The sequence below is a fragment of the Aeromicrobium phoceense genome (genome assembly GCF_013868155.1).
Lineage (GTDB): Bacteria > Actinomycetota > Actinomycetes > Propionibacteriales > Nocardioidaceae > Aeromicrobium > Aeromicrobium phoceense.
On the sequence record NZ_JACEOG010000001.1, the window covers coordinates 605,234 to 627,830 of the forward strand.

Annotated in this window: 21 protein-coding genes and 1 tRNA gene; 5 read left to right on the forward strand and 17 right to left on the reverse strand. The window is 70.7% G+C overall.

Annotated elements, in window-relative coordinates; genetic code table 11:
* Window positions 1-2: 2 nt before the first annotated feature.
* Entirely contained in the window at window positions 3-1,535 is a 1,533-nt protein-coding gene (locus H1W00_RS02920; RefSeq protein ID WP_181753454.1) for a carboxyl transferase domain-containing protein, read from the reverse strand.
* 52 nt (window positions 1,536-1,587) lie between these two features.
* On the opposite strand from H1W00_RS02920, the gene H1W00_RS02925 reads away from it, so the two are divergent.
* A complete protein-coding gene (locus H1W00_RS02925) occupies window positions 1,588-2,136 on the forward strand; it encodes a TetR/AcrR family transcriptional regulator (protein WP_338072808.1) in 549 nt (182 codons plus the stop codon).
* Here H1W00_RS02925 and H1W00_RS02930 read toward each other — a convergent pair.
* The 4 genes from H1W00_RS02930 to H1W00_RS02945 all read right to left on the reverse strand — a co-directional run bounded on the left by H1W00_RS02930 (window position 2,072) and on the right by H1W00_RS02945 (window position 5,920).
* Window positions 2,072-2,983, reverse strand: a complete 912-nt coding sequence (locus H1W00_RS02930) for an EamA family transporter (RefSeq protein ID WP_181753458.1) — start codon at window positions 2,981-2,983, stop codon at window positions 2,072-2,074. The two genes, H1W00_RS02925 and H1W00_RS02930, sit on opposite strands and share 65 nt — an antisense overlap.
* 82 nt (window positions 2,984-3,065) lie before the next feature.
* Window positions 3,066-3,551, reverse strand: a complete 486-nt coding sequence (locus H1W00_RS02935; RefSeq protein WP_181753460.1) for an NUDIX domain-containing protein — start codon at window positions 3,549-3,551, stop codon at window positions 3,066-3,068.
* 39 nt (window positions 3,552-3,590) lie between these two features.
* Window positions 3,591-4,397 (reverse strand): hypothetical protein, encoded by an 807-nt coding sequence (locus H1W00_RS02940; protein WP_181753462.1) that lies wholly within the window; start codon window positions 4,395-4,397, stop codon window positions 3,591-3,593.
* Window positions 4,295-5,920 carry an MFS transporter gene (locus H1W00_RS02945; RefSeq protein ID WP_206679955.1) on the reverse strand — a complete coding sequence of 542 codons (1,626 nt, stop codon included), beginning with the start codon at window positions 5,918-5,920 and terminating at the stop codon, window positions 4,295-4,297. Before H1W00_RS02945 ends, H1W00_RS02940 begins: the two co-directional genes overlap by 103 nt.
* 127 nt (window positions 5,921-6,047) lie before the next feature.
* Between H1W00_RS02945 and H1W00_RS02950 the strand changes: the two genes are divergently transcribed.
* Window positions 6,048-6,569, forward strand: a complete 522-nt coding sequence (locus H1W00_RS02950) for a TetR/AcrR family transcriptional regulator (protein WP_181753464.1) — start codon at window positions 6,048-6,050, stop codon at window positions 6,567-6,569.
* Between the two features lie 96 nt (window positions 6,570-6,665).
* A complete protein-coding gene (locus tag H1W00_RS02955; protein WP_181753465.1) occupies window positions 6,666-7,571 on the forward strand; it encodes an endonuclease/exonuclease/phosphatase family protein in 906 nt (301 codons plus the stop codon).
* Between the two features lie 28 nt (window positions 7,572-7,599).
* On the opposite strand, the gene H1W00_RS02960 is transcribed toward H1W00_RS02955, so the two are convergent.
* Genes H1W00_RS02960 through H1W00_RS02975 form a run of 4 tightly spaced genes read right to left on the reverse strand, consistent with a single transcriptional unit; the run spans window position 7,600 to window position 10,713 of the window.
* The gene (locus H1W00_RS02960) at window positions 7,600-8,202 is read right to left on the reverse strand and encodes an IMPACT family protein (RefSeq protein WP_338072809.1); all 603 of its coding nucleotides are present in this window, start codon (window positions 8,200-8,202) and stop codon (window positions 7,600-7,602) included.
* Window positions 8,203-8,204: 2 nt separating this feature from the next.
* Window positions 8,205-8,969: a methyltransferase domain-containing protein gene (locus tag H1W00_RS02965; protein WP_181753467.1), complete on the reverse strand. Its 765-nt coding sequence runs from the start codon at window positions 8,967-8,969 to the stop codon at window positions 8,205-8,207.
* Between the two features lie 51 nt (window positions 8,970-9,020).
* Window positions 9,021-9,827 carry a crotonase/enoyl-CoA hydratase family protein gene (locus H1W00_RS02970; RefSeq protein WP_181753468.1) on the reverse strand — a complete coding sequence of 269 codons (807 nt, stop codon included), beginning with the start codon at window positions 9,825-9,827 and terminating at the stop codon, window positions 9,021-9,023.
* Window positions 9,828-9,831: 4 nt separating this feature from the next.
* Complete coding sequence (locus H1W00_RS02975; protein ID WP_181753470.1) at window positions 9,832-10,713, reverse strand: MerR family transcriptional regulator; 882 nt, start codon at window positions 10,711-10,713, stop codon at window positions 9,832-9,834.
* A 127-nt stretch (window positions 10,714-10,840) separates the two neighbouring features.
* Between H1W00_RS02975 and H1W00_RS02980 the strand changes: the two genes are divergently transcribed.
* Window positions 10,841-11,131, forward strand: a complete 291-nt coding sequence (locus H1W00_RS02980; protein ID WP_181753472.1) for a WhiB family transcriptional regulator — start codon at window positions 10,841-10,843, stop codon at window positions 11,129-11,131.
* Complete coding sequence (locus tag H1W00_RS02985; protein WP_181753474.1) at window positions 11,131-11,433, forward strand: DUF4235 domain-containing protein; 303 nt, start codon at window positions 11,131-11,133, stop codon at window positions 11,431-11,433. The genes H1W00_RS02980 and H1W00_RS02985 overlap by 1 nt, the downstream gene beginning before the upstream one ends.
* A 105-nt stretch (window positions 11,434-11,538) precedes the next feature.
* On the opposite strand, the gene glgX is transcribed toward H1W00_RS02985, so the two are convergent.
* The 8 genes from glgX to H1W00_RS03025 all read right to left on the reverse strand — a co-directional run bounded on the left by glgX (window position 11,539) and on the right by H1W00_RS03025 (window position 22,570).
* Complete coding sequence (gene glgX / locus H1W00_RS02990) at window positions 11,539-13,599, reverse strand: glycogen debranching protein GlgX (protein ID WP_181753476.1); 2,061 nt, start codon at window positions 13,597-13,599, stop codon at window positions 11,539-11,541.
* Window positions 13,596-15,044 (reverse strand): glycogen synthase GlgA, encoded by a 1,449-nt coding sequence (gene glgA, locus H1W00_RS02995; RefSeq protein ID WP_181753478.1) that lies wholly within the window; start codon window positions 15,042-15,044, stop codon window positions 13,596-13,598. Before glgA ends, glgX begins: the two co-directional genes overlap by 4 nt.
* 3 nt (window positions 15,045-15,047) lie before the next feature.
* The gene (gene glgC, locus H1W00_RS03000; RefSeq protein ID WP_181753479.1) at window positions 15,048-16,343 is read right to left on the reverse strand and encodes a glucose-1-phosphate adenylyltransferase; all 1,296 of its coding nucleotides are present in this window, start codon (window positions 16,341-16,343) and stop codon (window positions 15,048-15,050) included.
* Window positions 16,340-18,565, reverse strand: a complete 2,226-nt coding sequence (gene glgB, locus H1W00_RS03005; protein ID WP_241732809.1) for a 1,4-alpha-glucan branching protein GlgB — start codon at window positions 18,563-18,565, stop codon at window positions 16,340-16,342. Before glgB ends, glgC begins: the two co-directional genes overlap by 4 nt.
* Before the next feature lie 54 nt (window positions 18,566-18,619).
* Window positions 18,620-21,058, reverse strand: a complete 2,439-nt coding sequence (locus H1W00_RS03010; RefSeq protein WP_181753481.1) for a glycogen/starch/alpha-glucan phosphorylase — start codon at window positions 21,056-21,058, stop codon at window positions 18,620-18,622.
* Between the two features lie 144 nt (window positions 21,059-21,202).
* The gene (locus H1W00_RS03015; protein WP_181753483.1) at window positions 21,203-21,526 is read right to left on the reverse strand and encodes a plasmid mobilization protein; all 324 of its coding nucleotides are present in this window, start codon (window positions 21,524-21,526) and stop codon (window positions 21,203-21,205) included.
* 284 nt (window positions 21,527-21,810) lie between these two features.
* Window positions 21,811-22,113, reverse strand: coding sequence for a hypothetical protein (locus H1W00_RS03020; RefSeq protein WP_181753485.1), 303 nt, complete (start codon window positions 22,111-22,113; stop codon window positions 21,811-21,813).
* Window positions 22,114-22,484: 371 nt separating this feature from the next.
* Window positions 22,485-22,570, reverse strand: a tRNA-Leu gene (locus H1W00_RS03025).
* Between the last annotated feature and the right edge of the window lie 27 nt (window positions 22,571-22,597).

Sequence of the window (22,597 nt, forward strand, 5' to 3'; positions counted from 1 at the left end):
ACTCACATCCGGAAGATGCCGAAGCTCGGCGCGGGAACGGGGGCGTGGGCGGCCGCGGCCAGGCCGAGGGCCAGGACCCGTCGGGTGTCGACCGGGTCGATGATCCCGTCGTCCCACAGCCGCGCGGTGGAGTAGTACGGCGAGCCCTGCGTCTCGTACTGGTCGCGGATCGGCGCCTTGAACGCCTCCTCGGCGTCGGGCGAGTCGAAGTCGCCGCGCACGGTCGCCAGGACCGACGCCGCCTGCTCGCCACCCATCACCGAGATCCGGGCGTTGGGCCACATCCACAGGAACCGCGGGTCGTAGGCGCGGCCGCACATGCCGTAGTTGCCGGCGCCGAACGAGCCGCCGATGACCACGGTGAACTTCGGCACGACGCTCGAGGCGACGGCCGTGACGAGCTTCGCGCCGTCCTTGGCGATGCCGCCGTTCTCGTACTCCCGGCCGACCATGAAGCCGGTGATGTTCTGCAGGAACACCAGCGGGATGCCTCGCTGGTTCGCCAGCTCGATGAAGTGGGCGCCCTTGAGCGCCGACTCGCTGAACAGGATGCCGTTGTTGGCCAGGATCGCCACGGGCCAGCCGTCGATGTGCGCGAACCCGCACACGAGGGTGTCGCCGTACAGCGGCTTGAACTCGTGCAGGCGGGAGTCGTCGACGATGCGGCTGATCACCTCGCGCACGTCGTAGGGCGTGCGCGAGTCCACCGGGACGACGTCGTAGAGGCCGTCGGGATCCTCGCGCGGCGGCATCGGTTCGCGGCGCGCGATCGTGGGCTCCTGGGGACGCGCGAAGGTGTCGACGATCGAGCGCACGAGCTGGAGCGCGTGGTCGTCGTCGTCGGCCAGGTGGTCGACGACGCCGGAGACCTTGGCGTGGACCTCGCCGCCGCCGAGCTCCTCCGCCGTCACGACCTCGCCGGTCGCCGCCTTCACGAGGGGCGGCCCGCCGAGGAAGATCGTGCCCTGGTCGCGCACGATCACCGACTCGTCGCTCATCGCCGGCACGTAGGCGCCGCCCGCGGTGCACGAGCCCATCACCGCGGCCACCTGCGGGATGCCGCGCGAGGACATCTGCGCCTGGTGGAAGAAGATCCGGCCGAAGTGGTCGCGGTCGGGGAAGACCTCGTCCTGCATCGGCAGGAAGGCGCCCCCGGAGTCCACGAGGTAGAGGCACGGCAGGTGGTTGTCCGCCGCGATGGTCTGGGCCCGCAGGTGCTTCTTGACGGTGAGCGGGTAGTACGTGCCGCCCTTGACCGTCGCGTCGTTCGCCACGATCACGCACTCGCGCCCGGAGACGGTGCCGATGCCCGTGATGATGCCGGCGCTCGGGACGGCGAACGGGTCGTCCCCGTAGAGGCCGTAGGCGGCGAGCGCGCCGATCTCGAGGAAGGGCGAGCCCGGGTCGAGCAGCCGGTCCACCCGCTCGCGCGGCAGCAGCTTGCCGCGCGAGACGTGACGCTCGCGGGCCTTCTCCGACCCGCCCAGCCGCGCGGTGGCGGTGCGCTCCCTCAGCTCGGCGACGAGCTCTCTCATGTTCACGGCTCGAAGGTTAACACTCATTAACCTGCGCTGCTATGCTCCTGCCGTGAGCCGCCGCGAGCAGATCCTCGACACCGCCGCCGGACTGTTCGCCGAGCGCGGCTTCCACGGGGTCTCGGTCAACGACATCGGCGAGGCGTGCGGGATCTCCGGCCCGGCCCTCTACAAGCACTTCGCCGGCAAGGAGGACCTGCTGGCCCACTCGCTCACCTCCATCAGCGAGCGACTCCTCTCGGAGGGTCGGCAGCGTCGCGCGGAGGCCGGCGATCCGGCCGCGGCCCTCGACGCCCTCATCGCGTGGCACGTCGAGTTCGCGCTGACCCACCCGGCGCTCATCGTGATCCAGGACCGCGAGTGGTCGAACCTCCCGCCGGCCGCCCAGGCCGCCGTACGCGAGCTGCAGCTGGCCTACATCGACGCGTGGGTCGAGACACTGCGCGAGCTGCGCGCCGACCTCGACCGCGCGACGGCCCGTGCCGCCGTCCAGGCGGTGTTCGGGCTGATCAACTCCACGCCGCACTCGGCGCGGATCAGCGCGGACTCGATGGCGCGGCTGCTGGCGTCGATGTCGCGCGCCGCGCTGCTCGCGACCTGAACGACACCGTGGCGACCGCCACGCCGACCATCATCACGATGCCGCCCACCCACTCCAGCGCGCTGGGCACCTCGTCCAGCGCGACCCACGCCGACAGGACCCCGACCGGCGGGACGAGCAGGATGAACGGCACGACGCTGGCCGCGGGGTACTTCGCCATCAGGCCGTTGAAGATCGTGTAGCCCACGAGCGAGGACAGCACCACGGTGTAGAGCGTGCTGACCCAGGCCTCCATCCCGAACCGGCCCAGGGCGGCCGAGATCTCGGCCGGTCCCTCCACCGTGAGCGAGACGGCGAGCGCGGGCAGCGGCACGACGAGCGCCGACCACACCACGAGCGACAGCCCCGACGACACCTTCGCCGCCCGCGCCACGACGTTGCCGATCGCCCACGAGAGCGCGGCGCCGATCGTGACGAGCAGCGGGACCAGCGGCGCGTCCTGGTGGAAGCCCCAGGCGACGATCGCCAGGCCGGCGGTGCCGATCGCGGCGCCGATGCCCTGACGGCAGGACGCCCGCTCGCCGAGGACGCCGGCGGCGATGAGGATCGTGAAGATGACCTGTGCCTGCAGGACCAGTGCGGCCAGCCCGGCGGGCATGCCGATGTCCATCGCCAGGTACAGCAGCCCGAACTGACCGAAGCTCATGAAGAATCCGACGGCGACGACGACCTGCCACGAGGCCTTCGGCCGGGCCACGAAGAACACGAGGGGAAACGCCACGAGGACGAACCGGATCGCCAGGAACAGGAAGGGCGGCACGTCGGCGAGACCGACGTGGATCGCGACGAAGTTGCAGCCCCAGAGCACCGCCACGAGGACGGCGAGCAGGCTGTCGCGGCGGGTCACCGGGCCATGCTGTCAGGTGGGCGTCACCCGGGGCCAGCGGCGCCCGCTGCCAGTCCTCGTCGAGATCACGCCACCGGCGGTCTCACATCGGCAGCGAGATCACCGGCGGCACGGGGGTGCCGGCGGCGAGGAGGTCGAGCACGTCGCGCTCGTGGGGCACGAACGGCTCAGGCAGGGCCGACAACGGGTACCACCCGGCCTCGGCGGCCTTGTCCGCCTCCAGGTGGGCCGCGTCGCCGCTCCACCGCGTCACCTCGAAGAAGACGTCGATCCGCTGCTCGACCTGCGGGCCGCCGCGTTCGAAGCGGTGGATCGCGGTCACGGGACGCAGGTCGTCGGGCGCGATCGTCACGCCGGCCTCCTCGAGCGCCTCGCGCACCGCGGCCTCGTGCACGGACTCGCCGGGGTCGACGTGGCCGGCCACGACCGCCCAGTAGCCGTCGCGGTACCCGGTCCCGGCACGACGCTGCACGAAGACCTCGTCACCACGGCGCAGGATCACGTAGGCGGCGGCGACGAGCAGCGAGCGGGAGTCGGCGTGGTCGTCCAACGGGTAGTGCTCGGTCACGTCGCCAGTGTTCCAGACCGAACCGGAGACAGCCGTGGCTCAGGGCCGGCAGCGCTCGGCGTAGAACTCCTCCAGCGACTCGCGGACCGCATCGTCGAGCGGCAGCGTGAAGTACGCGTGATCGATGTCGGTGGTGCGCACGCGGACGCCGAAGCGCGACCCGACCTTGTCCTCGGCGACCACGTGCGGATCGCAGCGGCCCATGACGACGTCGAGACGCACGCGCTGCGGCTGGTCGAGCGGCAGCTCCACGTCCACCGGCGTGGCCGGGCCGAACGCGAAGCGCAGCGTGGGCGCGAAGCCGAGCAGCACCACGTCGTTCGGCTCACGCGGAGCGAGGTCGACGGTGGCCGACCACGTGTCACCGCGGACCGCCGGCGAGCCGACCGTGACCGTGGTGGCGGCGTCGAAGGCCTGCTCGCCGCAGTCGCCATCGACCAGGTCCTGCAGCACGCCGTACGGGTCCTCGACGTCCACTCGCGAACGGCGATCGTCGTCGCCGGTGCGGTAGGTGAACTCCGCGACCGTCGCGAGGTCCTCACCGTCGGGGCACCTGCCGGCGGGCGGGTCGACGTCGATCCCCGTGCCGAAGCCCGGACCGACCGACTCCGTGCCCGACCAGTCGAACGCCTCGGACCACCGGTTCGACTCCAGGCGCATCGCCGAGAGCGTGATCTCGCGGTCGGTGTCGTTGCGGATCGCGATCGCGATGTCACGGGTCAGGCGCTTGCCGCGGTACTGCATCACCTCAGCCGTGAACCCCTCCGGCGGGTCCTCGAGGTCGGGCGCGGCCGAGCACCCCGCCACCACCAGGAGGGCTGAGACCAGCGCGACACGACCCCGCATGGGCCGAGTGTAGGACCGCTCAGGCGTGGCGCAGGGTGCGTCGCGAGATGAGCGCAGCGGCCAGGGCGACGAAGATCGCCGCACCCGCGGTGAACTGCACACCGAGGTCGAACGCCGAGGCGGCCGAGGCGTGGATCCACCCCTGCACCGGCGCCGCGAACTGCTCGGCGAACTGCAGGGTGCTGCCGGGTCTCGAACGCGTTCTCCTGCTCGCCGAACTTCGCGACCGCCGGGACCGTCAGGTTCGAGCGGAACGTCGCGGTGAGCACGCTGCCGAGCACCGCGGTGCCCAGGACGGCACCGATCTCGTAGGCGGTCTCGGAGATCGCCGACGCGGCGCCCGCCTTCTGCGGCGGCACGCTCGACAGGATGAGGTCGTTGGTGATCGTCTCGGCCAGGCCGATGCCGATGCCCAGGATCAGGAACGCCACACCCACCGAGAGCACCGTCGGGTGACCCGTGAAGGCCGCCAGCGCGTAGCCGCTCGACGACAGCATGAAGCTCAGCGGCACGAGGGTGCGCGCCGGGACTCGCTCGACGAGGCGCACGGCCGCGAAGCCGGCCGCCATCGTGGCGATCGAACCGGGCACCAGGACCAGCGCCGACTCCAGCGGGGACAGCCCCAGCACGAGCTGGAGCAGCTGGGCGCCGAAGTAGAGGAAGCCCGCCAGCGCCATGAGGCTGAGGGCGTTCGCCGCCAGGGCGCCGCTGAAGACCGGGTTGCGGAACAGGCTCAGGTCGAGCATCGGCGTGGCACTGCGCTGCTGGCGACGGATGAACCACCAGCCGGCGCCGAGGCCGAGGGCCAGCGCGGCGAGCGTGGTGTCGTCGAGGCCGGCCGTGGCACCGTGCTTGATCGCGAAGACGAGCGGCACCATCGCGACCAGCGACAGCACAACCGAGGTCGGGTCGAACGGCCCGGGCTGGGGGTCGCGCGACTCGGGGATGAGCGCGAGCGCCGCGGGAACGAAGGCGATGATCAACGGGACGTTCAGCAGGAACACCGAGCCCCACCAGAAGTGCTCGAGCAGGTAGCCGCCCACCACCGGGCCGAGGACGGCACCGCCGGAGAACATGGCCGCCCACGCGGCGATCGCGGTGCGGCGGTCGCGCGCGTCCTCGAAGATGTTGCGGATCAGCGACAGCGTCGAGGGCATGAGGGTCGCGCCGAAGAAGCCGAGCAGCGCACGGCCCGCGATCAGCATCTCCGGGCTCGTGCTGAAGGCCGCGAGCACGGAGGCGGCGCCGAACCCGGCGGAGCCGGCCACGAGCAGGCGGCGGCGACCGATGCGGTCGCCGAGGCTGCCCATGGCGATGAGCAGGCCCGCCAGCATGAGCGCGTAGATGTCGACGATCCACATGAGCTGGTTGCCACTCGGGCGCAGCTCGCGACTGATCTCGGGCAGCGCGAAGGACAGCACCGTGTTGTCGACCGAGACGAGCAGGACGGGCAGCATCAGCACGGCCAACGCGGACCATTCGCGTCGGCCGGCACGGGCGGCATGAGGTGTGAACGTGGACATCACCTTACTGTACCGTCCAGACGGTACAGTTCCAAAATGACTCGCGTCACAGGGCTTTCCGGTGATCGGGGTCACGCGCGTCGCAGGTTCCGGGCCGTGGGGGTGGCCGGATCACTAGGCTGAGCCCATGGCCGAGGAGCGCAGTACCCGCGATCGCGTCCTCGACGCCTTCGAGCGCCTGCTGGTGGGCGCAGGCAGCCGCGCCGCCACGCTGGACGCCGTCGCCGCGGAGGCCGGCGTCTCCAAGGGCGGGCTGCTGTACCACTTCCACAGTCGCGAGGCCCTCGTCGACGGCATGGTCGAGCGGCTGCGCGAGCAGGCGGCTCGCGACGTCGAGCAGATGCGCTCGGCCGAGCAGGGCCCCGTGGCGTTCTACCTCGAGACCTCCGTGGACACCGGCAGCGACTTCGACCGCGCCCTGATCGCGGCGTCGCGCATCGCCCAGGAGCACGACCACGGCGCGCGCGCGGCGCTGGCCGACATCCGCGACGCGTGGTTCGGCGTCCTCAACGAGCACCTCGGCGACGAGGCCCTCGCCCGCACGATCCAGCTCATCGGCGACGGCCTCTACTTCGACGACACCACCGGCCTGGGCAGCCCCGACGCGCTCGGCCACGTGCGCGAGGTCCTGGGCCGCCTCGGCCAGTGAGCCGCGTGTCGGGCCGGCCGGCGCTCAGGTGGACACCGACCCGGACGTGACGCATCGTGGGGAACTCCGAGTCCTTCGACGAATGAGGCCATCCGCATGACGCAACGCACCCCACGACGCGCGCGCAGCGCCGTCACCGCACTCGCCGGCGCACTCGCCCTGACGGCGATCTCGTTCGTCTCACCGACGAGTGCGCAGGCCGCGACGAAGTTCATCGTCGTCCAGCACAACGTGGAGAAGAACGGCGCGGCGATCACCCACGCACTGGCGAAGGCTCACAGCCTCGGCGCCCAGGCGGTGACCCTCCAGGAGGTCTGTGCGAGCGACGTGCCGCTGATCCAGAGCTACGCCGCCAGCGTCGGCCAGACCTGGTCGGTGCATGCGCAGCAGAGCCGTACCGCAGGCTGTGGCGCCCGGGGCGACGTGATGACCGTCGCCGTGCGGACCGCGGCCGGCGCGGACAACGTCGTCCGGTCGCTCTCCCAGGACGAGTCCGTGAACGACGACGGCAGCCTGCACACGCGGCAGCAGGAGCTGGTGTGCGTGCGGTGGACGGACACCTCCGTGCGCACCGTGTGCTCCGTGCACGTCGCGCTGGGCAAGGCGTACGTCGTCGGCAACCCCTCCCTCAACGCGCGCAAGACCCAGATCAAGGAGATCAAGGACATCACCGCGACGTTCATCGGCAACGGCCAGCTGGTCGTCGTGGGCGGCGACTTCAACGCCGTCCCGAAGGACCCGGTGCTGAACCGCATGTACGCCCGCGGCGTCGACGAGGACGGCAACTCCCCGAACGGCAAGTTCTTCGAGGCGGCGCAGCTCGAGGGGCAGACCTCCAACCGCGGGGGCAACGCCACCGACCAGAGCGGCAAGCGCAAGATCGACCACGTGTTCTTCTCGAACAACAAGACCCCGTGGACGCAGTCGGGCGCAGCCTTCAACGCCCTCGACAGCCCGTCCGACCACCAGCTGGTCGTCGCGAAGGCCACCGTCCAGGGCTGACGCCGCGGCGCGGCGCCGGGGTCACCACTCAGGCGTCGCGCCAGACCGGCTCGAGCCGCTCGAACGGCAACCGGTCCAGGACGGCCAGGTCGGCGGCCGCCACCTCGTAGCTGACGCGGTCGGGGCCGTATGCCACGTCGATCACGTCGGTGTCGCGGCGCAGGCGGCTCTCCATCGCGCCGACCTCGATGACCGGGACGGTCACCCGGGCCCGCTGCCACAGGCGCCTCTCGCGGACCCCTGCCTCGTCGAGCGCTGCCCCGGTGGCGTCGGAGTAGGCACGGGCGAGGCCCCCGGTGCCCAGCAGCGTGCCGCCGAACCACCGCGTCACGACGACGACGACGTCGCTGACCTCACGTCCGGTGATGACCTCGAGCATGGGTCGTCCGGCGGTCCCCGAGGGCTCGCCGTCGTCGTTGCTGCGACGCAGCGCGGCCTCGGGGCCGATGACGAAGGCGGTGCAGTGGTGCCGGGCGTCGTGGTGCGTCGCGCGGACGTGGGCGATGAGCGCCCGGGCGCTCGCCTCGTCCTCCACGCGCCCCGCACGCGCCAGGAAGCGCGACCTCAGCACCACGATCTCGGCCTCGGCGGTGTCGCCGAGGCCGAGATCGATCGTGCGGTAGGTCGCCACCCTCAGCGCTTGCGCAGTTCCAGGAAGATCGAGGGACCGAAGTCGCTGGACGCGAGCGGCTTCTGCAGCACGCGCTCGACCGCGACGAGCACCTTGCCCGGCACGTAGCGCTTGAGCTTCTGGCTGCGCAGGTTCGACACCGACAGCTTGCGCTGCAGCACCAGGCCGGCCGCGGCCAGCTGGCCGACGACCGTGTCGATGTTGTGGTTCACGAAGGCGATCGCGTCAGGCTCGTCCGCGGCGACGGTGCGGATGCTGACGGGCTCCTTCGGCAGCGCCTTGCCGGCCTTCTTGAACGCGCGACGGTTCTTGAAGTGGCCGTAGTTCGCGACCTCGATGATCGCCGTGCCGCCGGGCGCGAGCACGCGGGCGATCTCGGCGAACTCCTCGGTGGGCTCGGGGATGTGGTGCATGACCCGGACCATCGTGATGAGGTCGAGCTCGCCGTCGCCGAACTGCAGGGCGTCGGCCTGCTGGCGCGCCTTGATGACGTCGGTGCCCTCGAGGAACTTCTCGGCGGCGTCGAGCTGGGTCTGGCTGGGCTCGGCGAGCGTGACCTGGTCGGCGTACTCGCGCAGCAGCAGCGCGAGGCGGCCGAAGCCACCGCCCACGTCGGCGGCCTTGGCGAACCGGCGGCCCTTGAGCAGCCGGCGGATCGCCACCTGCTCGGCGGCGTTCTCGTAGTCGCGGTTGTTCCAGTACTGGGTGTAGTCGTATCCCCGGTCGTACTGGTCGGCGACCTTCTTGCTGGGCTTGTCCTCGTTCACCGGGCAACCCTAACAATCAGGGGCTGAACGGCGGTCATCGCCGGACGCCGGTCAGCGGCCGAAGCGGCGCGGACCGAACTCGGGCTCGGTCTTCGCCATGCCGGCCTTGCGCGCGACGTCGGTGTTCGGCGACTTGAGCATGGCCCGCTGGTACTTGCGCTCGAGCGCGAAGGCCCGGCGGGGCTTGGCGAGACGGGTCTCGTTCAGCAGGCGCTTGGACGCGGCGACGGAGTCGGGCGAGCGAGCGAGGAGCTGGTCGATGAGCTCGAGGGCCGGCTTGGTCGGGTCCTCGGCGACGCCCGAGGCGATGCCGTACTCGACGGCCTGCTCGCCCGAGAACACCTCGCCGGTCATCACGAGGCGCTTGGCCAGGTCGGCGCCGACCAGCTCGGCCAGCGCCACGGTGCCGCTCATGTCGGGGACCAGGCCCCACTTGGCCTCCATGATCGACCACTGGCAGTCGGGGGTGGTGAACCGGAAGTCCGCGCCCAGCGCCAGCTGGATGCCGCCGCCGAACACGTGGCCGCGCGTGACGGCGATGACCGGGACGGAGAGCTCGCGCCAGGCCCACAGCGGCTGCTGGAACTTGTTCGTGCCCTTGAGCGGGTTCGGCATGAAGTAGCGGGCGACACGCTTCTTGTCGGTCATCACCTGGCCGAAGTCCAGGCCGGCGCAGAAGGACGGGCCGCGGCCCTCGAGCAGCACCGCGCGGACGTTCGGATCGGCCTCGATCCGGTCGGCGGCCTCCAGGAGACCGTCGAGCACGCCGAACGTGATGCCGTTCAGCTTGTCGGGGCGGTTGAGCCAGACGTGGGCGATGGGCCCCTCGATCTCGGTGACGACATGCTGTTCGGTCATGCGCTCAGGGTAGATCGTCGCCGAGCGCCTGCCGCAACTGCCGCACGGTCTCGGTCAGGGAGTGCGACGTGACGACGTCCCGCGGCCACCCCGCACCACCGAGGAACAGCGCGGTGTGACGCCCCAGCTCGGCCAGCCGTTCCAGGGTCTCGGGCCCCGGCTTCATCACCGAGGACCAGAGGAACACGGCGTCGGGCCGGCTGCTGCGCACGAAGGACTCGAGCGACTCCATGGGCAGCCGGGCCCCGAGCTCGGTCCACCCGTGGCCGTGACGGGCCAGGGCCGCGCCGAGCGCGACTATCGGCAGCTTGTGCTGCTCGTCCTCCACACTGGCCAGCACGACCCGCGCCGGCCCACGCGAGGGGTAGCGGTGCGCCGCCGCGCGCAGGGCCGTCAGGACGCACGCGGTGACGAGGTGCTCGGCGGCCACGTCGATCCGGCCGTCCTCCCAGTACAGGCCCACCTGGATCATCGCCGGGGCGATGGCCGAGTCCCAGGCCTCCTCGACGCCGAAGCGCTCGATCGCGCTCTCGGCGGCCTCCTGCACCTTCGCGGCGTCGAGCTCCTTCGCGCCCTCGAGCATGTCGAAGACGGTCTGCTCGTGGGCGGAGGCCCTGAGGCCGGCGGGTCCGGCCCCCACGATCGCGGCCAGCTCGTGCGGCGAGAGCCGCTTCACCCGCTCGGCGGCGTCGTGGGCGGGGACGCCCGACTCGATGAACCGGGCCATCGTCGCGACACGGTCGGCGTCGACGATCGTGTAGCGACGGTGGCCGCCCGCCGTACGGAAGGTCGGACCGACGCCGTAGCGGCGTTCCCAGGTCCGGAGGGTGGGAGCCGCGATTCCCAGCATCTCGGAGAGGGTACCCACGGTCCAGCGGCGGTGCATGCGGTCGATCATAAAACTTATTCAGGGTGCTTGCACAATGAATAGATTAGGTAGTACCGTCGAACTACTTGCCGGGTTGCGCACACAGCCCGAGTCAGTCCTCACCCTTGGGGAAGGGGCAGGAAACATGGTCAACATCAAGCGACTTCCGTCGCCCATCATTGAGTCCTACGAATGGCAGTGGGAGGGCGCCTGCATGGGCGTCGACTCCTCCGTTTTTTTCTCGCCCGAAGCTGAACGCGGCATGAAGCGCCACCGCCGCGAAGAGTCCGCCAAGGCCGTCTGCGCCACGTGCCCGGTCATCGACCGGTGCCGGGAGCACGCCCTCGCCGTCCAGGAGCCGTACGGCGTCTGGGGCGGCCTCACCGAGTCCGAGCGCACCGAGATCCTGGCCGGGCGTCAGGCCGCTGTCGGCTGATGGCGGCGCCGAAGAAGGCGAAGGCCAGCACCTCCGCCAAGATTCTCTACCAGCCCGTCGGGCTGATCACGTCGATCCTGGCGGGTCTCATCGCCTCGGCGGTGTTCAAGCAGGTGTGGAAGCGCGCCAGCCCGAACAGCGAGGGCGATCCGCCCAACCCGACCCAGTCGGAGTTCCCGCTCAAGGAGATCCTGCTCGCTGCGGTGATCCAGGGCGCGATCTTCTCCGGCGTCCGTGCGATCGTCCAGCGGCAGGGCGCCAAGGCGTTCGCCAAGGCGACGGGTGAGTGGCCCGGCGACTGATCGTCTCCTTCTCAGCTGACGTCGGTTCCCTCCTCCTGCCGACCTCAGCACTCTGGCAATGGCCGCGGGTTCTCCCCCCGCGGCCATTGCGCGTCCCGGGCACGCTCAGTGCGCCGCCAGGACGACGACCGACTGCCCGAGCGCGGGATAGGTCGAGCCGAACGACACCTCGTCGTCGGGACGGGCGGTGTCGACCTCGAGCCGCCAGGCACGGTGCTGCCCCGGGTCGGGGAGCGCCATCTCGACGTCGCCGCCCACGTTGAGGACGACGAAGACGGCGTCGTCCAGCGCCTCGCCCATCGGGTCGCCCGCAGCGCCCCGCAGGAGCAGGCCCACCGACCGCCACTCGGGGTCGTGCCAGTCCTCGGCCGTCGGGGTCGCCCCGTCGGCCCGGTGCCACGTCACGTCTCTGTGGCCGTCAGCGCGCTCGCGGCCGTGCATGAAGGTGCGCTGGCGCAGCACCGGCTGCTCGCGGCGCAACCGGACGAGCCGGCGCACCAGCTCGAGCAGCTCGGTGTCGGGCGCCGACCAGTCGATCCAGCCGAGCTCGTTGTCCTGCGCGTAGGCGTTGTTGTTGCCGCCCTGGCTGTTGCCGATCTCGTCGCCGGCCAGCAGCATCGGCACTCCCTGCGACACCAGCAGCGTCGCCAGCAGCCCGCGCACCCGGCGCGCCCGTGCGGCCAGGACGTCGGGATCGTCGGTGGGGCCCTCGACCCCGAGGTTGTCCGAGAGGTTCTCGTCGTGGCCGTCCCGGTTGTCCTCGCCGTTGGCCTCGTTGTGCTTGTGCGAGTAGGAGGCGAGGTCGGCCACGGTGAACCCGTCGTGGGCCGTGACGAAGTTGACCGAGGCGGTGGCCCCGCGTGAGCCGTGGTCGAACTGGTCGGCCGAACCCAGCAGCCGGGCGCCGACGTCGGCACTGCCGAGCGACCGGACCTGCCACGCCCGGCGGATCCCGTCGCGGAAGCGGTCGTTCCACTCCGAGAACGGGTGCGGGAACCGGCCCAGCCGATGGCCGCCGGGGCCGAGGTCCCACGGCTCGGCGATCAGCTTCACCGTCGACAGCACCGGGTCCTGGCGGATGGCGCTGAAGAACGGCCCGTGGGGGCGGAAGCCCTTCTGGGTGCGGCCGAGCGTGGTGGCGAGGTCGAACCGGAACCCGTCGACCCCGAGCACCTCGACCCAGTACCTCAGGCTGTCCATCACGAGCCGCAGCACCGGCGGCCGGTCGACGGCGAGGGTGTTGCCCGTGCCCGTGTCGTCGACGTAGTGACGTCCCGCGTCGACGAGCCGGTAGTACGCGGTGTTGTCCAGACCGCGCAACGACAGCGTGGGGCCGAGCTCGTCACCCTCGCCGGTGTGGTTGTAGACGACGTCGACGATGACCTCGATGCCCGCCTCGTGCAGGGCGTGGACTGCCTGGCGGAGCTCGGCGACCGCGTCGTCCCGGGCGTACCGGGGCTCGGGGGCGCACCACGCGATGGGCTGGTAGCCCCAGTAGTTCCGCAGGTCCTTCGCGACGAGGAAGCGGTCGTCGAGGAACGCCTGCACCGGCAACAGCTCGACGGCGTTGACCCCCAGCGAGGTCAGGTGGTCGATGACGGCAGGCGACGCGAGGCCCTCGTAGGTGCCGCGCACCTCCTCGGGGACGCCGGGGTGCGCGGCGGTGAGGCCCTTCACGTGCGCCTCGTAGATCACCAGGTCGCTGAGGGCATGGCCGGGCCGGTTGGTCGTCGGGTCGGGGCCTGCCGGGGCGCCCTGCACGATGCCGCGAGGGACGACGGGGGCGCTGTCGCGGTCGTCGAGCGTGAGGTCGTCGTCGCCGGCGTGCCCGGACATCGCCTCGTCCCAGCGCAGCGGCCGGTCGAGTGCGTGGGCGTACGGGTCGATGAGCAGCTTGGCGGGGTTGAACCGCAGGCCCTCCTCGGGCCGGTGGGGGCCGTGGGCGCGCAGGCCGTACCGCGTGCCGGGTCCGACTCCGGTCACGTGGGCGTGTCGGACGTCACCGTCGCGGAAGACGAGGTCGATCCGCTCCTCGGCACCCGACTCGTCGAACAGGCAGAGCTCGACCCGCTCGGCGTTCGCCGACCAGACCGCCACGTTGACGCCGTCGCCGTCGACGGTGACGCCCAGGGGGTACGGCCGGCCGGTGGTCACGGCTCGGGTCATCGCACGATCTCCGCGAACAGCGTCGCGTAGCGCTCGGCGGAAGGCCCCCAGTCCACCGGCGTGGACATCGCCCGGTGGCGCAGCCGCTGCCAGGCGGGCGGGTCGGCGTACAGCTCGCGCGCCCGGGAGAGCGCCCAGGCGAGCCCGCCCGCGTCGATGTCGGCGAAGGCGAAGCCGGTGGCCACGTCGGCGGCGAGGTTCTCCGGCGAGGCATCCACGACGGTGTCGCGCAGACCTCCGGTGGACGCGACGACCGGGATCGCGCCGTAGCGCATCCCGTAGAGCTGGGTCAGCCCGCAGGGCTCGAAGCGCGACGGCACGAGGACCAGGTCGCCCCCGCCGTACATCCGGTGGCTGAGGGGCTCGTCGTAGCCGATCCGCACGCCGATCGACTGCGAGTACCGGGCGGCGAGGTCGTTCAGGGCGTACTCGTAGCCGGGGTCGCCCGAGCCCAGGACGATCACGGCCCCGCCGGCCTCCACGAATCCCGGGAGGGCCTCGAGCAGCAGGTCGACACCCTTCTGGTGCGTCAGCCGGGTGACCACGACCGCGAGGGGACCGGCGGGCTCCGCGAGCCCGAACTCGGCGAGCAGCTCGCGCCGGTTGCGGTCCTTCGCTGCCGGGTCGTCGACGGAGTAGCGGACGACCGCGCGGTCCGACGCGGGATCCCACACGGTGGTGTCGATCCCGTTGACGATGCCGAGCAGGTCGCCGCCGTCCCGGCGCGCGGCGGCCACGCCCTCCAGGCCGAACCCGAACTCCGGCGTCGTCAGCTCCTCGGCGTAGGTGGGACTGACGCTCGTCACCTTCGTGGCGTGCACCATGCCGGCCTTCAGCGTGCTGACGAGACCGTGGTACTCCAGCGCCTCGTGGTGGAAGTCCCACGTCGGCAGGCGCAGCCGGTCCAGCTGGTCGGGCCCGAAGATGCCCTGGAAGGCGATGTTGTGGATGGTCATCACGGTCGGCACGTCAGCCTCCGCGTAGCGCAGGTACGACGGCACGAGGCCCGCCTGCCAGTCGTGGGCGTGCACCACGTCGGGGCGCCAGCGATCGGTGGTGCCGCCGGTCGCGATCCGCGCACCGACCCACGACAGCGCCGCGAACCGCACGTGGTTGTCGGGGTGGTCGTGCCCGTCGACGTTGTACGGGCCGCCCGGGCGGTCGAAGAGGTGTGGCGCGTCGAGCAGCAGAAGGTCCACGCCCGCGTGGCGCCCGGCGCGCACGACCGCCGGGCCACCGAACAGGTCGGGGTCCTCCCACACGGTCTTCGTCGAGCCGACCCGATCGAGGATTCCCGGGTACGCGGGCATCAGGACGCGCGACCGCCAGCCCTGCTCCGCGAGGGCGGACGGCAGGGCACCGACGACGTCGGCGAGCCCCCCGGTCTTGAGCAGCGGGGCGCACTCCGACGCCACCGAGAGCAGGCGGCGCGGGCGAGGGGGCATCGACTACTCCAGGGAGGCCGCGCGGCGGTCGAGCATCGGCTGGGTCACCAGCACGATCCCGTTCTCGGTCCGGCGGAACCAGCGGTTGTCCTCGTCGGGGTCCTCACCGACCACGAGCCCCTCGGGGATGTGTACGCGACTGTCGACCACGGCGTTCGTCAGCCGGGCGCCGCGGCCGACATCGACGTGCGGCAGTGCGACGACGCGGTCGAGCATCGAGTACGAGTGGGTGCGGGTGCCCGTGAACAGCAGGGAGTTGTGCACCTCCGAGCCGCTCACGATGCAGTCGCCCGCGATGAGCGACTGGATCGCCTGACCGCGCCGGCCCTCCTCGTCGTGGGCGAACTTCGCCGGCGGCGTGAACTCCGCGTACGTCCAGATCGGCCACGAGTTGTCGTAGAGGTCGAGCGCCGGGATGAACTCGGTCAGGTCGATGTTGGCCTGCCAGAACGTGTCGATCGTGCCGACGTCGCGCCAGTAGGGCTCGGTCTCCAGGCCGGTCATGACACACGACTCGCTGAACCGGTGGGCGTAGGCGCTGCCCCCGCGGACGATCGCCGGGATCAGGTCGAACCCGAAGTCGTGCCGCGAGCTGGTGTCCTCCGCGTCCTGGCGCAGCAGCTCGCGCAGGAAGTCCCAGTCGAAGACGTAGATGCCCATCGACGCGAGGGCGACGTCCGGGTCCTCCGGGGTGCCGGGCGGGTCAGCCGGCTTCTCGAGGAAGTCGACGATGCGGCCGCTCGCCTCGACGTGCATGACGCCGAACGCCGTGGCCTCCTCGCGCGGCACGGTCAGGCAGCCCACGGTCACGTCGGCGCCCGTCTCGACGTGCTGGCGCAGCATGACCTCGTAGTCCATCTTGTAGACGTGGTCGCCCGCCAGGACGATCACGTACTTGACCTTGTAGTCGTCGACGATGTCGATGTTCTGCGTCACGGCGTCGGCGGTGCCGAGGTACCACTTGGTCTCCTCGACGCGCTGGCTCGCGGGCAGGATGTCCAGGTACTCGTTGCGCTCGGCCTGGAAGAAGTTCCAGCCGCGCTGCATGTGCCGGATCAGGGAGTGGGCCTTGTACTGCGTGGCGACGGCCATCTTCCGGATGCCGGAGTTGAGCGCGTTCGACAGCGGGAAGTCGATGATGCGCCACTCGCCGCCGAACTGCACGGCCGGTTTCGCGCGCCGGTCGGTGAGCTCCTCGAGGCGACTGCCGCGTCCGCCCGCCAGCACGAACGCCATCGCTTGACTGGACAGTCGGGGCGGCGCGCCGGCGTCGCGACCCGTCAAGATCGGGATGGTCATGACCGTTCCTCCACGAAGTAGACAGCGGACAGGGGCGGCAGCGTCAGCATCGCCGACTGTGCCTCGTTCTGGGCGGGGACGGGCTCGGTCTCGATGGCGCCGCCGTTGCCACGGTCGGCGCCTCCGTAGAAGCGCGAGTCGGTGTTGAGCGCCTCGGTCCAGCGACCCGCGACGGGGAACCCGATGCGGAAGCCGGTGCGCTCGACGGGGGTCAGGTTGAGCACGACGACCACGTGCTGGTCGCCCTCGTCGCCGCGGCGCAGCCAGGCGAAGACCTGCTCGTCGACCGCGTCGACGAGCAGCCACTGGAACCCGCGGCCGTGGGTGTCGTGCCGGTGCAGCGCGGGCAGCTCGCGGTACAGCCGGTTCAGGTCGCGGACGAGGCTCTGGACCCCGGTGTGGCCCGGGTCGTGCAGCACGCCCCAGTCCAGCTCGCCGTCGTGGTTCCACTCGGCGGGCTGGCCGAACTCCTGCCCCATGAACAGCAGCTTCTTGCCCGGGTAGCCCCACATGTAGCCGTAGAACGACTTGAGGTTGCCCAGCTTGTCGGCGTGGTTGCCGGGCATGCGCCCGTACATCGAGCCCTTGCCGTGGACGACCTCGTCGTGGCTGATCGGCAGGACGAAGTTCTCGGTGAACGCGTACGTGAGGCCGAACGTGAGCTCGTCCTGGTGGTGCTTGCGGTGGACCGGGTCCTTGCCGAAGTAGGTCAGCGAGTCGTTCATCCAGCCGAGGTTCCACTTGTAGCCGAACCCCAGGCCCTGCTCGTCGACGCGGCGGGTGACGCCCGGGAAGGTGGTCGACTCCTCGGCGATCATCACCACGCCGTCGTGCTCGCCGTAGGCCGCGACGTTGGCCTCCTGCACGAACGTGACGGCCTCGTAGTTCTCGCGGCCGCCGTCCTTGTTGGGGATCCACTCGCCGGGCTGGCGCGAGTAGTCGCGGTAGAGCATCGAGGCGACGGCGTCCACGCGCAGGCCGTCGAGGTGGTACTCGTCCAGCCAGTACAGCGCGTTCGAGACGAGGTAGTTCAGCACCTCCGGGCGGCCGTAGTTGAAGATCAGCGTGTTCCAGTCGGGGTGGAAGCCCTCGCGCGGGTCGGCGTGCTCGTACAGCGGCGTGCCGTCGAACCGGCCGAGCCCGTGCTGGTCGGTGGGGAAGTGCCCGGGCACCCAGTCGGCCAGCACCCCGAGGCCCTTCGCGTGGGCCGCGTCGACGAACGCGGCGAACTCCGCGGGCGTCCCGTAGCGGATCGTCGGCGCGTAGAGGCCGATCGGCTGGTAGCCCCACGACCCGTCGAAGGGGTGCTCGCTCACGGGCAGCACCTCCAGGTGGGTGAAGCCCAGATCGGCCACGTAGTCGACGAGTCGCGTGGCCGCCTCGAGGTACGACAGGGGGCGGTTCCCCTCCTCCGCGACGCGACGCCACGAGCCGAGGTGGACCTCGTAGATGCTCATCGGCGCGTCGACCGCGTGGATGTCAGCCCGGTTCTCGAGCCAGTCGGCGTCCTGCCACGCGTGGCGACCGAGTTCTCGGACGACCGAGCCGGTGCGCGGCGGGTGCTCGCTGCCGAAGCCGACCGGGTCGGCCTTGAGCGGCAGCTGGCGGCCCCCGGGCCCGAGGATGTCGTACTTGTAGACGCACCCCTCGCCCAGACCGGGCAGGAAGACCTCCCACACGCCGGTCGCGCCGCGCGGGCGCATCGGGTGCACCGCGCCGTTCCAGCCGTTGAAGTCACCGACGACCGACACCCGTTCGGCGTTCGGTGCCCACACGGCGAAGTGCACGCCGCTGGTCTCCTCGTGCGTGATGACGCGGGCGCCGAGCACCTGCCACAGCCGCCGGTGGGTGCCCTCGCCGATCAGGTACTCGTCGATCTCGCCGAGGACGGGACCGAAGCGGTAGGGGTCCTCGTACTCCTCGGTGCCGGCCTCGGGCCACAGGACGCGCACCCGGTAGAACGGCAGCGACGGCCCGACGAAGACGTCGCGGGCGGCCGGGTGCCGGGACAGCTCGACCTCGTCGGTGTCGTTGACGACCCAGACGCGCTCGGCGCCGGGGCGGTGCACCACGACGTGGTGACCGTCGTCGGTGGGACCGAGCGCCGCGAAGGGGTCGCGGTGCAGGCCCTGCGCGAGCTGCCAGGCCTCGGCCGCGTCCAGCACGAGCGGGGTCGTGTCCTCACCGGCCATGCGTCCCTCCTCGGCTGCCATCTGTTTCATACAACCACCGGCGGCGCCGGTTGGCACCCTTGAGACGCGTCGGGCTCGCCGGACTCAGAGCGCCGGGGTGATGTTCCAGATGCGGCTCATGTACTCGCGCACCGAGCGGTCGGAGCTGAAATAGCCCGTCCGGGCGACGTTGAGGAGAGCCATCCGCTGCCAGCGCTCGTGGTCGAGGTACGTGCGGTCGACCGCCTGCTGGGTCTCGTCGTAGGAGTCGAAGTCCGACGCCACGAGGAACCAGTCGCTGTTCCAGATCATGTCGAGGATGGCGCCGTAGCGGTTCGGCTCGTCCGGACTGAACGTCCCCTCGGCGATGGCCTGGAGCACGTCGCGCATCGCCTGGCTCTTCTCGATCGCGGTGCGGGCGTGGTCGGGCTCGTTCCGACGGGCCGTGACCTCGTCGGCGGTGAGCCCGAACAGGAAGAAGTTGTCCGCGCCGACGTGCTCGCGGATCTCGACGTTGGCGCCGTCGAGGGTGCCGATCGTCAGCGCGCCGTTCAGCGCGAACTTCATGTTGCCCGTGCCCGAGGCCTCCATGCCGGCGGTCGAGATCTGCTCGGAGAGGTCGGCCGCGGGGATGAGCTTCTCGGCCATCGACACGTTGTAGTTCGCCGGGTAGACGACCTGCAGCAGGTCGCGGGTCTCCGGGTCCGCATTCACGACGGCGGCGACGTCGTTGATGAGCCGGATGATGTCCTTGGCCATGACGTAGCTGGGCGCGGCCTTGCCGCCGAAGATCTTGACCCGCGGCACCCACCCGGCACCCGGATCGCGCTTGATCCGCTGCCAGTGCGCGATGGTCCACAGAATGTTCATCAGCTGGCGCTTGTACTCGTGCAGCCGCTTGACCTGGACGTCGTACAGGGCGTCCGTCGGGACCTCGATGCCGTGGTGGTCGGCCAGCCAGCCGGAGAGCCGCTCCTTCGCCTGACGCTTCGTGGCGCCGAACGCCTCGCGGAACGCCGGGTCGTCGATGTGGTCCTCGAGGCCCTTGAGCCGCTCGAGGTCGGTCTCCCAGCCGGACCCGAGCGTGTCGGTGAGCAGCTGGGCCAGCGGCGGGTTCGCGAGCGCGATCCACCGGCGCGGCGTGACGCCGTTCGTCACGTTGACGATCCGGTCGGGGTGCAGGCTGTCGAGGGCCGGGAAGAGGTCGCGGCGCACGAGGTCGGTGTGCAGCGCCGAGACGCCGTTGATCTTGTGGCTCGTCACGAACGCGAGGTCGCCCATCCTGACCTGGTCGTCGCCGATCAGGCCGACGCCCTCGGGCCGCGGGCCGTGCAGCTCGGCATCGCGCCGGTCGAGCTGCTCGATGATCTGCAGGTGGCGCGGCAGCACCTTGCGCATGAGGCCGACCGACCAGTGCTCGAGCGCCTCGGGCAGCAGGGTGTGGTTCGTGTAGCCGAGCACCTGCGTCGAGAGGTCGACCGCCGCGTCAAAGCCGAAGCCGTGGTCGTCGACCAGCAGCCGGATCAGCTCGGGTCCGGCGATCGCCGGGTGGGTGTCGTTCATCTGGATCGCGACGTACTCGGGCAGCCGGCGCAGGTCGTCGTGGGTCTCGAGGTAGCGGCGCACGATGTCCTGCACCGAGGCCGAGGTCAGGAAGTACTCCTGCGAGAGCCGCAGCTCCTTGCCGCGCGATGTCGTGTCGTTCGGGTAGAGCACACGCGACAGGGTGCGCGCCCACGCCTCGGGCTCGGCGGCGGCGGTGAAGTCGCCCGCGTTGAAGCGCTCGAGGTCGAAGAGGTCGGCGCTGGGCTTGGCCGCCCAGAGGCGCAGCGTGTTCGCCCACTGGCGTCCGTAGCCGACGACGGGGGTGTCGTGCGCCTCGGCGAGGACCTGCAGCTGGGGCGTCCAGATCTGGCGGCCGTCCTGCTCGACGACCTCGCCGCGGAAGCCGACGGGGTAGGCCGACTCGGGGCGGGTGAAGCTCCACGGGTTGTCGGTGACGAGCCAGTCCTCGGGGGCCTCGACCTGCCGGCCGCCCTCGAAGCGCTGCTTGAACAGGCCGTGCTCGTAGCGGATGCCGTAGCCGTAGGCCGGGCAGCCGAGCGTGGCCATCGACTCGAGGTAGCAGGCCGCGAGGCGGCCGAGGCCGCCGTTGCCGAGCGCCGCGTCGGGCTCGTCGTCGGCGATGTCGGCGAAGTCCAGGCCCAGGCGGTCGAACACCTCGACCGCGACGTCACGCAGCCCGAGGTTGATGGTGGCGTCTTCGAGCAGGCGCCCGATGAGGAACTCCATCGACAGGTAGTAGACGCGCTTGCGGTCCTCGTTCCACGTGCGCCGGGTGGCGTCGAACCACGGCTCGAGCGCGCGGTCGCGGATCGTGTAGGACAGCGCCATCCGCCAGTCGAACTTCGAGGCGTGCTCGGGGTCCGTGCCGACCGTGTACTGCAGGTGGTGCAGCAGGGACCGGCGGAACTGCTCGGGCGTGGGCTCGGGAAGGGTCAGGTCGTCGAGATCGACGCCGTGGACTTCCAGGGACTCGGACATGTGACTCCCGCGGGGGTGATGGGGATTCGGTTCCAGCGCGCGCGACGTCGGGCGCGTCACGGCCATCCTAGGGTCGTCACCGCCACCTTCGCCGGGTGAGAGGTGTGGGGCCGGCCACTGCTGCGGTGTCGAAGAGTCGCCAGCTCAGGCCACGCCGCGGGCGGCCATCGTCGCGACGTCGTGAGCGCGCTGCTCCAGGTCCCGGGCGAGCCGGCTCAGCACGGTGAGGTCGACCGGACTGGCGGCCTCGAGCGCAGCCGCGCGGATGAAGGAGGTCACCTTCACACCGGCCTGGTCTGCTCGTTCACGGAGTTGGGCGATCTCCTCGTCGGAGAAGCGCACCGAGATCGTCACGGCTCGCCTGACCGCGACCGGCTCGGCCTTGGTCTCGTCGAAACCGGAGAGGTCGCCGGTCTCGTTGTAGTGCTCGGCGAGCTCCTGGTTGGTGCTCTTCTTTCCCATCCTCATGCCTCCCAGCCGGTGATCGGTCGTACGCCTGCGTCCTTGACCTGCTCGATGACGACGACGGACGTTCCTCCATCGGTCACCGACCGGTCGACGATCATCATCGCCACCCATTGTGTTGCACAGACTCAACGAATGAAACACATCAGTTCGCCCGTCGGTCACCCGGCTGACGGTAGGGACCAGCTCCGGCGGCCCGGGGTCGACACGACAAAGCCCTTGCTCCGTGGTCTCCGCAAGGCAGGGGCTGGTCGATCTGGTGCGCGAGCTCGGGAAGCGTCAGTGCGTCACGGTCGACGATCCCCGTCGACGCCGTCAGCGCGGGCGAACCACTCCCCACCGGTCGGGTGCTCCCACCGCACGTCGTGCGTGAGTCGCGGGCCCGCCCGATCGATGATGATGGGATCACCCGCGGGGGGCGTGGTGCCCGTGAACTCCTGGATCTCCAGCTCGAAGTAGGACAGTGCGTCCTCGCGAGCCTTCGCTGCGAGGTCGCGGTGCTTGGGGTAGAACTCGTCGTTCAGGTAGGCGACGGCGCCCTCGACGTCGACGTCGAAGACGCGTCCGCCCCAGGCCTTTCGGACGATCATGCGCGACCCGTCCTCCGAGCACTCTGGAACGCCGCCGAGCACCGACATCAGATCCGCCAAGCTGAATGGCGGTCCTGCTGCACCTTGCGCATGCTTAGTCATCGCCCGCCTCGTCTGCCGGTGGATCCTGCGACTGTCGAACGCCAGTCCAGCACATGCTTCGAGACAAGGAACGACAAAGCGGCCAGTCCGCGAGGATCGTCCTGCAGCCGGACTGATCCCACGGCCGAGTTTTGTGACAGGAGTCGGCCCCGCGGGGCTCCGAGGGCCGCAACGCGTCACAAAAGTCTGGCGGGGTGACGGGCCGACGGCCCGGGACACGACAAAGCCCCTGCTCCGCGGGCAACCGCAGGTCAGGGGCTCTCTCGTTATGGTGCGCGAGGGGGGATTTGAACCCCCACGCCCTTGCGGACACTGGCACCTGAAGCCAGCGCGTCTACCATTCCGCCACTCGCGCAGTGATCCGGTGAACCGGACCGACGTC

Coding starts and splice junctions, on each gene's coding strand:
- H1W00_RS02920 (WP_181753454.1), bottom strand. CDS start 1,535: ATGAGAGAGCTCGTCGCCGAGCTGAGGGAGCGCACCGCCACCGCGCGG.
- H1W00_RS02940 (WP_181753462.1), bottom strand. CDS start 4,397: ATGCGGGGTCGTGTCGCGCTGGTCTCAGCCCTCCTGGTGGTGGCGGGG.
- H1W00_RS02945 (WP_206679955.1), bottom strand. CDS start 5,920: ATGTCCACGTTCACACCTCATGCCGCCCGTGCCGGCCGACGCGAATGG.
- H1W00_RS02950 (WP_181753464.1), top strand. CDS start 6,048: ATGGCCGAGGAGCGCAGTACCCGCGATCGCGTCCTCGACGCCTTCGAG.
- H1W00_RS02955 (WP_181753465.1), top strand. CDS start 6,666: ATGACGCAACGCACCCCACGACGCGCGCGCAGCGCCGTCACCGCACTC.
- H1W00_RS02970 (WP_181753468.1), bottom strand. CDS start 9,827: ATGACCGAACAGCATGTCGTCACCGAGATCGAGGGGCCCATCGCCCAC.
- H1W00_RS02975 (WP_181753470.1), bottom strand. CDS start 10,713: ATGCACCGCCGCTGGACCGTGGGTACCCTCTCCGAGATGCTGGGAATC.
- H1W00_RS02980 (WP_181753472.1), top strand. CDS start 10,841: ATGGTCAACATCAAGCGACTTCCGTCGCCCATCATTGAGTCCTACGAA.
- H1W00_RS02985 (WP_181753474.1), top strand. CDS start 11,131: ATGGCGGCGCCGAAGAAGGCGAAGGCCAGCACCTCCGCCAAGATTCTC.
- glgX (WP_181753476.1), bottom strand. CDS start 13,599: ATGACCCGAGCCGTGACCACCGGCCGGCCGTACCCCCTGGGCGTCACC.
- glgA (WP_181753478.1), bottom strand. CDS start 15,044: ATGCCCCCTCGCCCGCGCCGCCTGCTCTCGGTGGCGTCGGAGTGCGCC.
- glgC (WP_181753479.1), bottom strand. CDS start 16,343: ATGACCATCCCGATCTTGACGGGTCGCGACGCCGGCGCGCCGCCCCGA.
- glgB (WP_241732809.1), bottom strand. CDS start 18,565: ATGAAACAGATGGCAGCCGAGGAGGGACGCATGGCCGGTGAGGACACG.
- H1W00_RS03010 (WP_181753481.1), bottom strand. CDS start 21,058: ATGTCCGAGTCCCTGGAAGTCCACGGCGTCGATCTCGACGACCTGACC.
- H1W00_RS03015 (WP_181753483.1), bottom strand. CDS start 21,526: ATGAGGATGGGAAAGAAGAGCACCAACCAGGAGCTCGCCGAGCACTAC.
- H1W00_RS03020 (WP_181753485.1), bottom strand. CDS start 22,113: ATGATCGTCCGAAAGGCCTGGGGCGGACGCGTCTTCGACGTCGACGTC.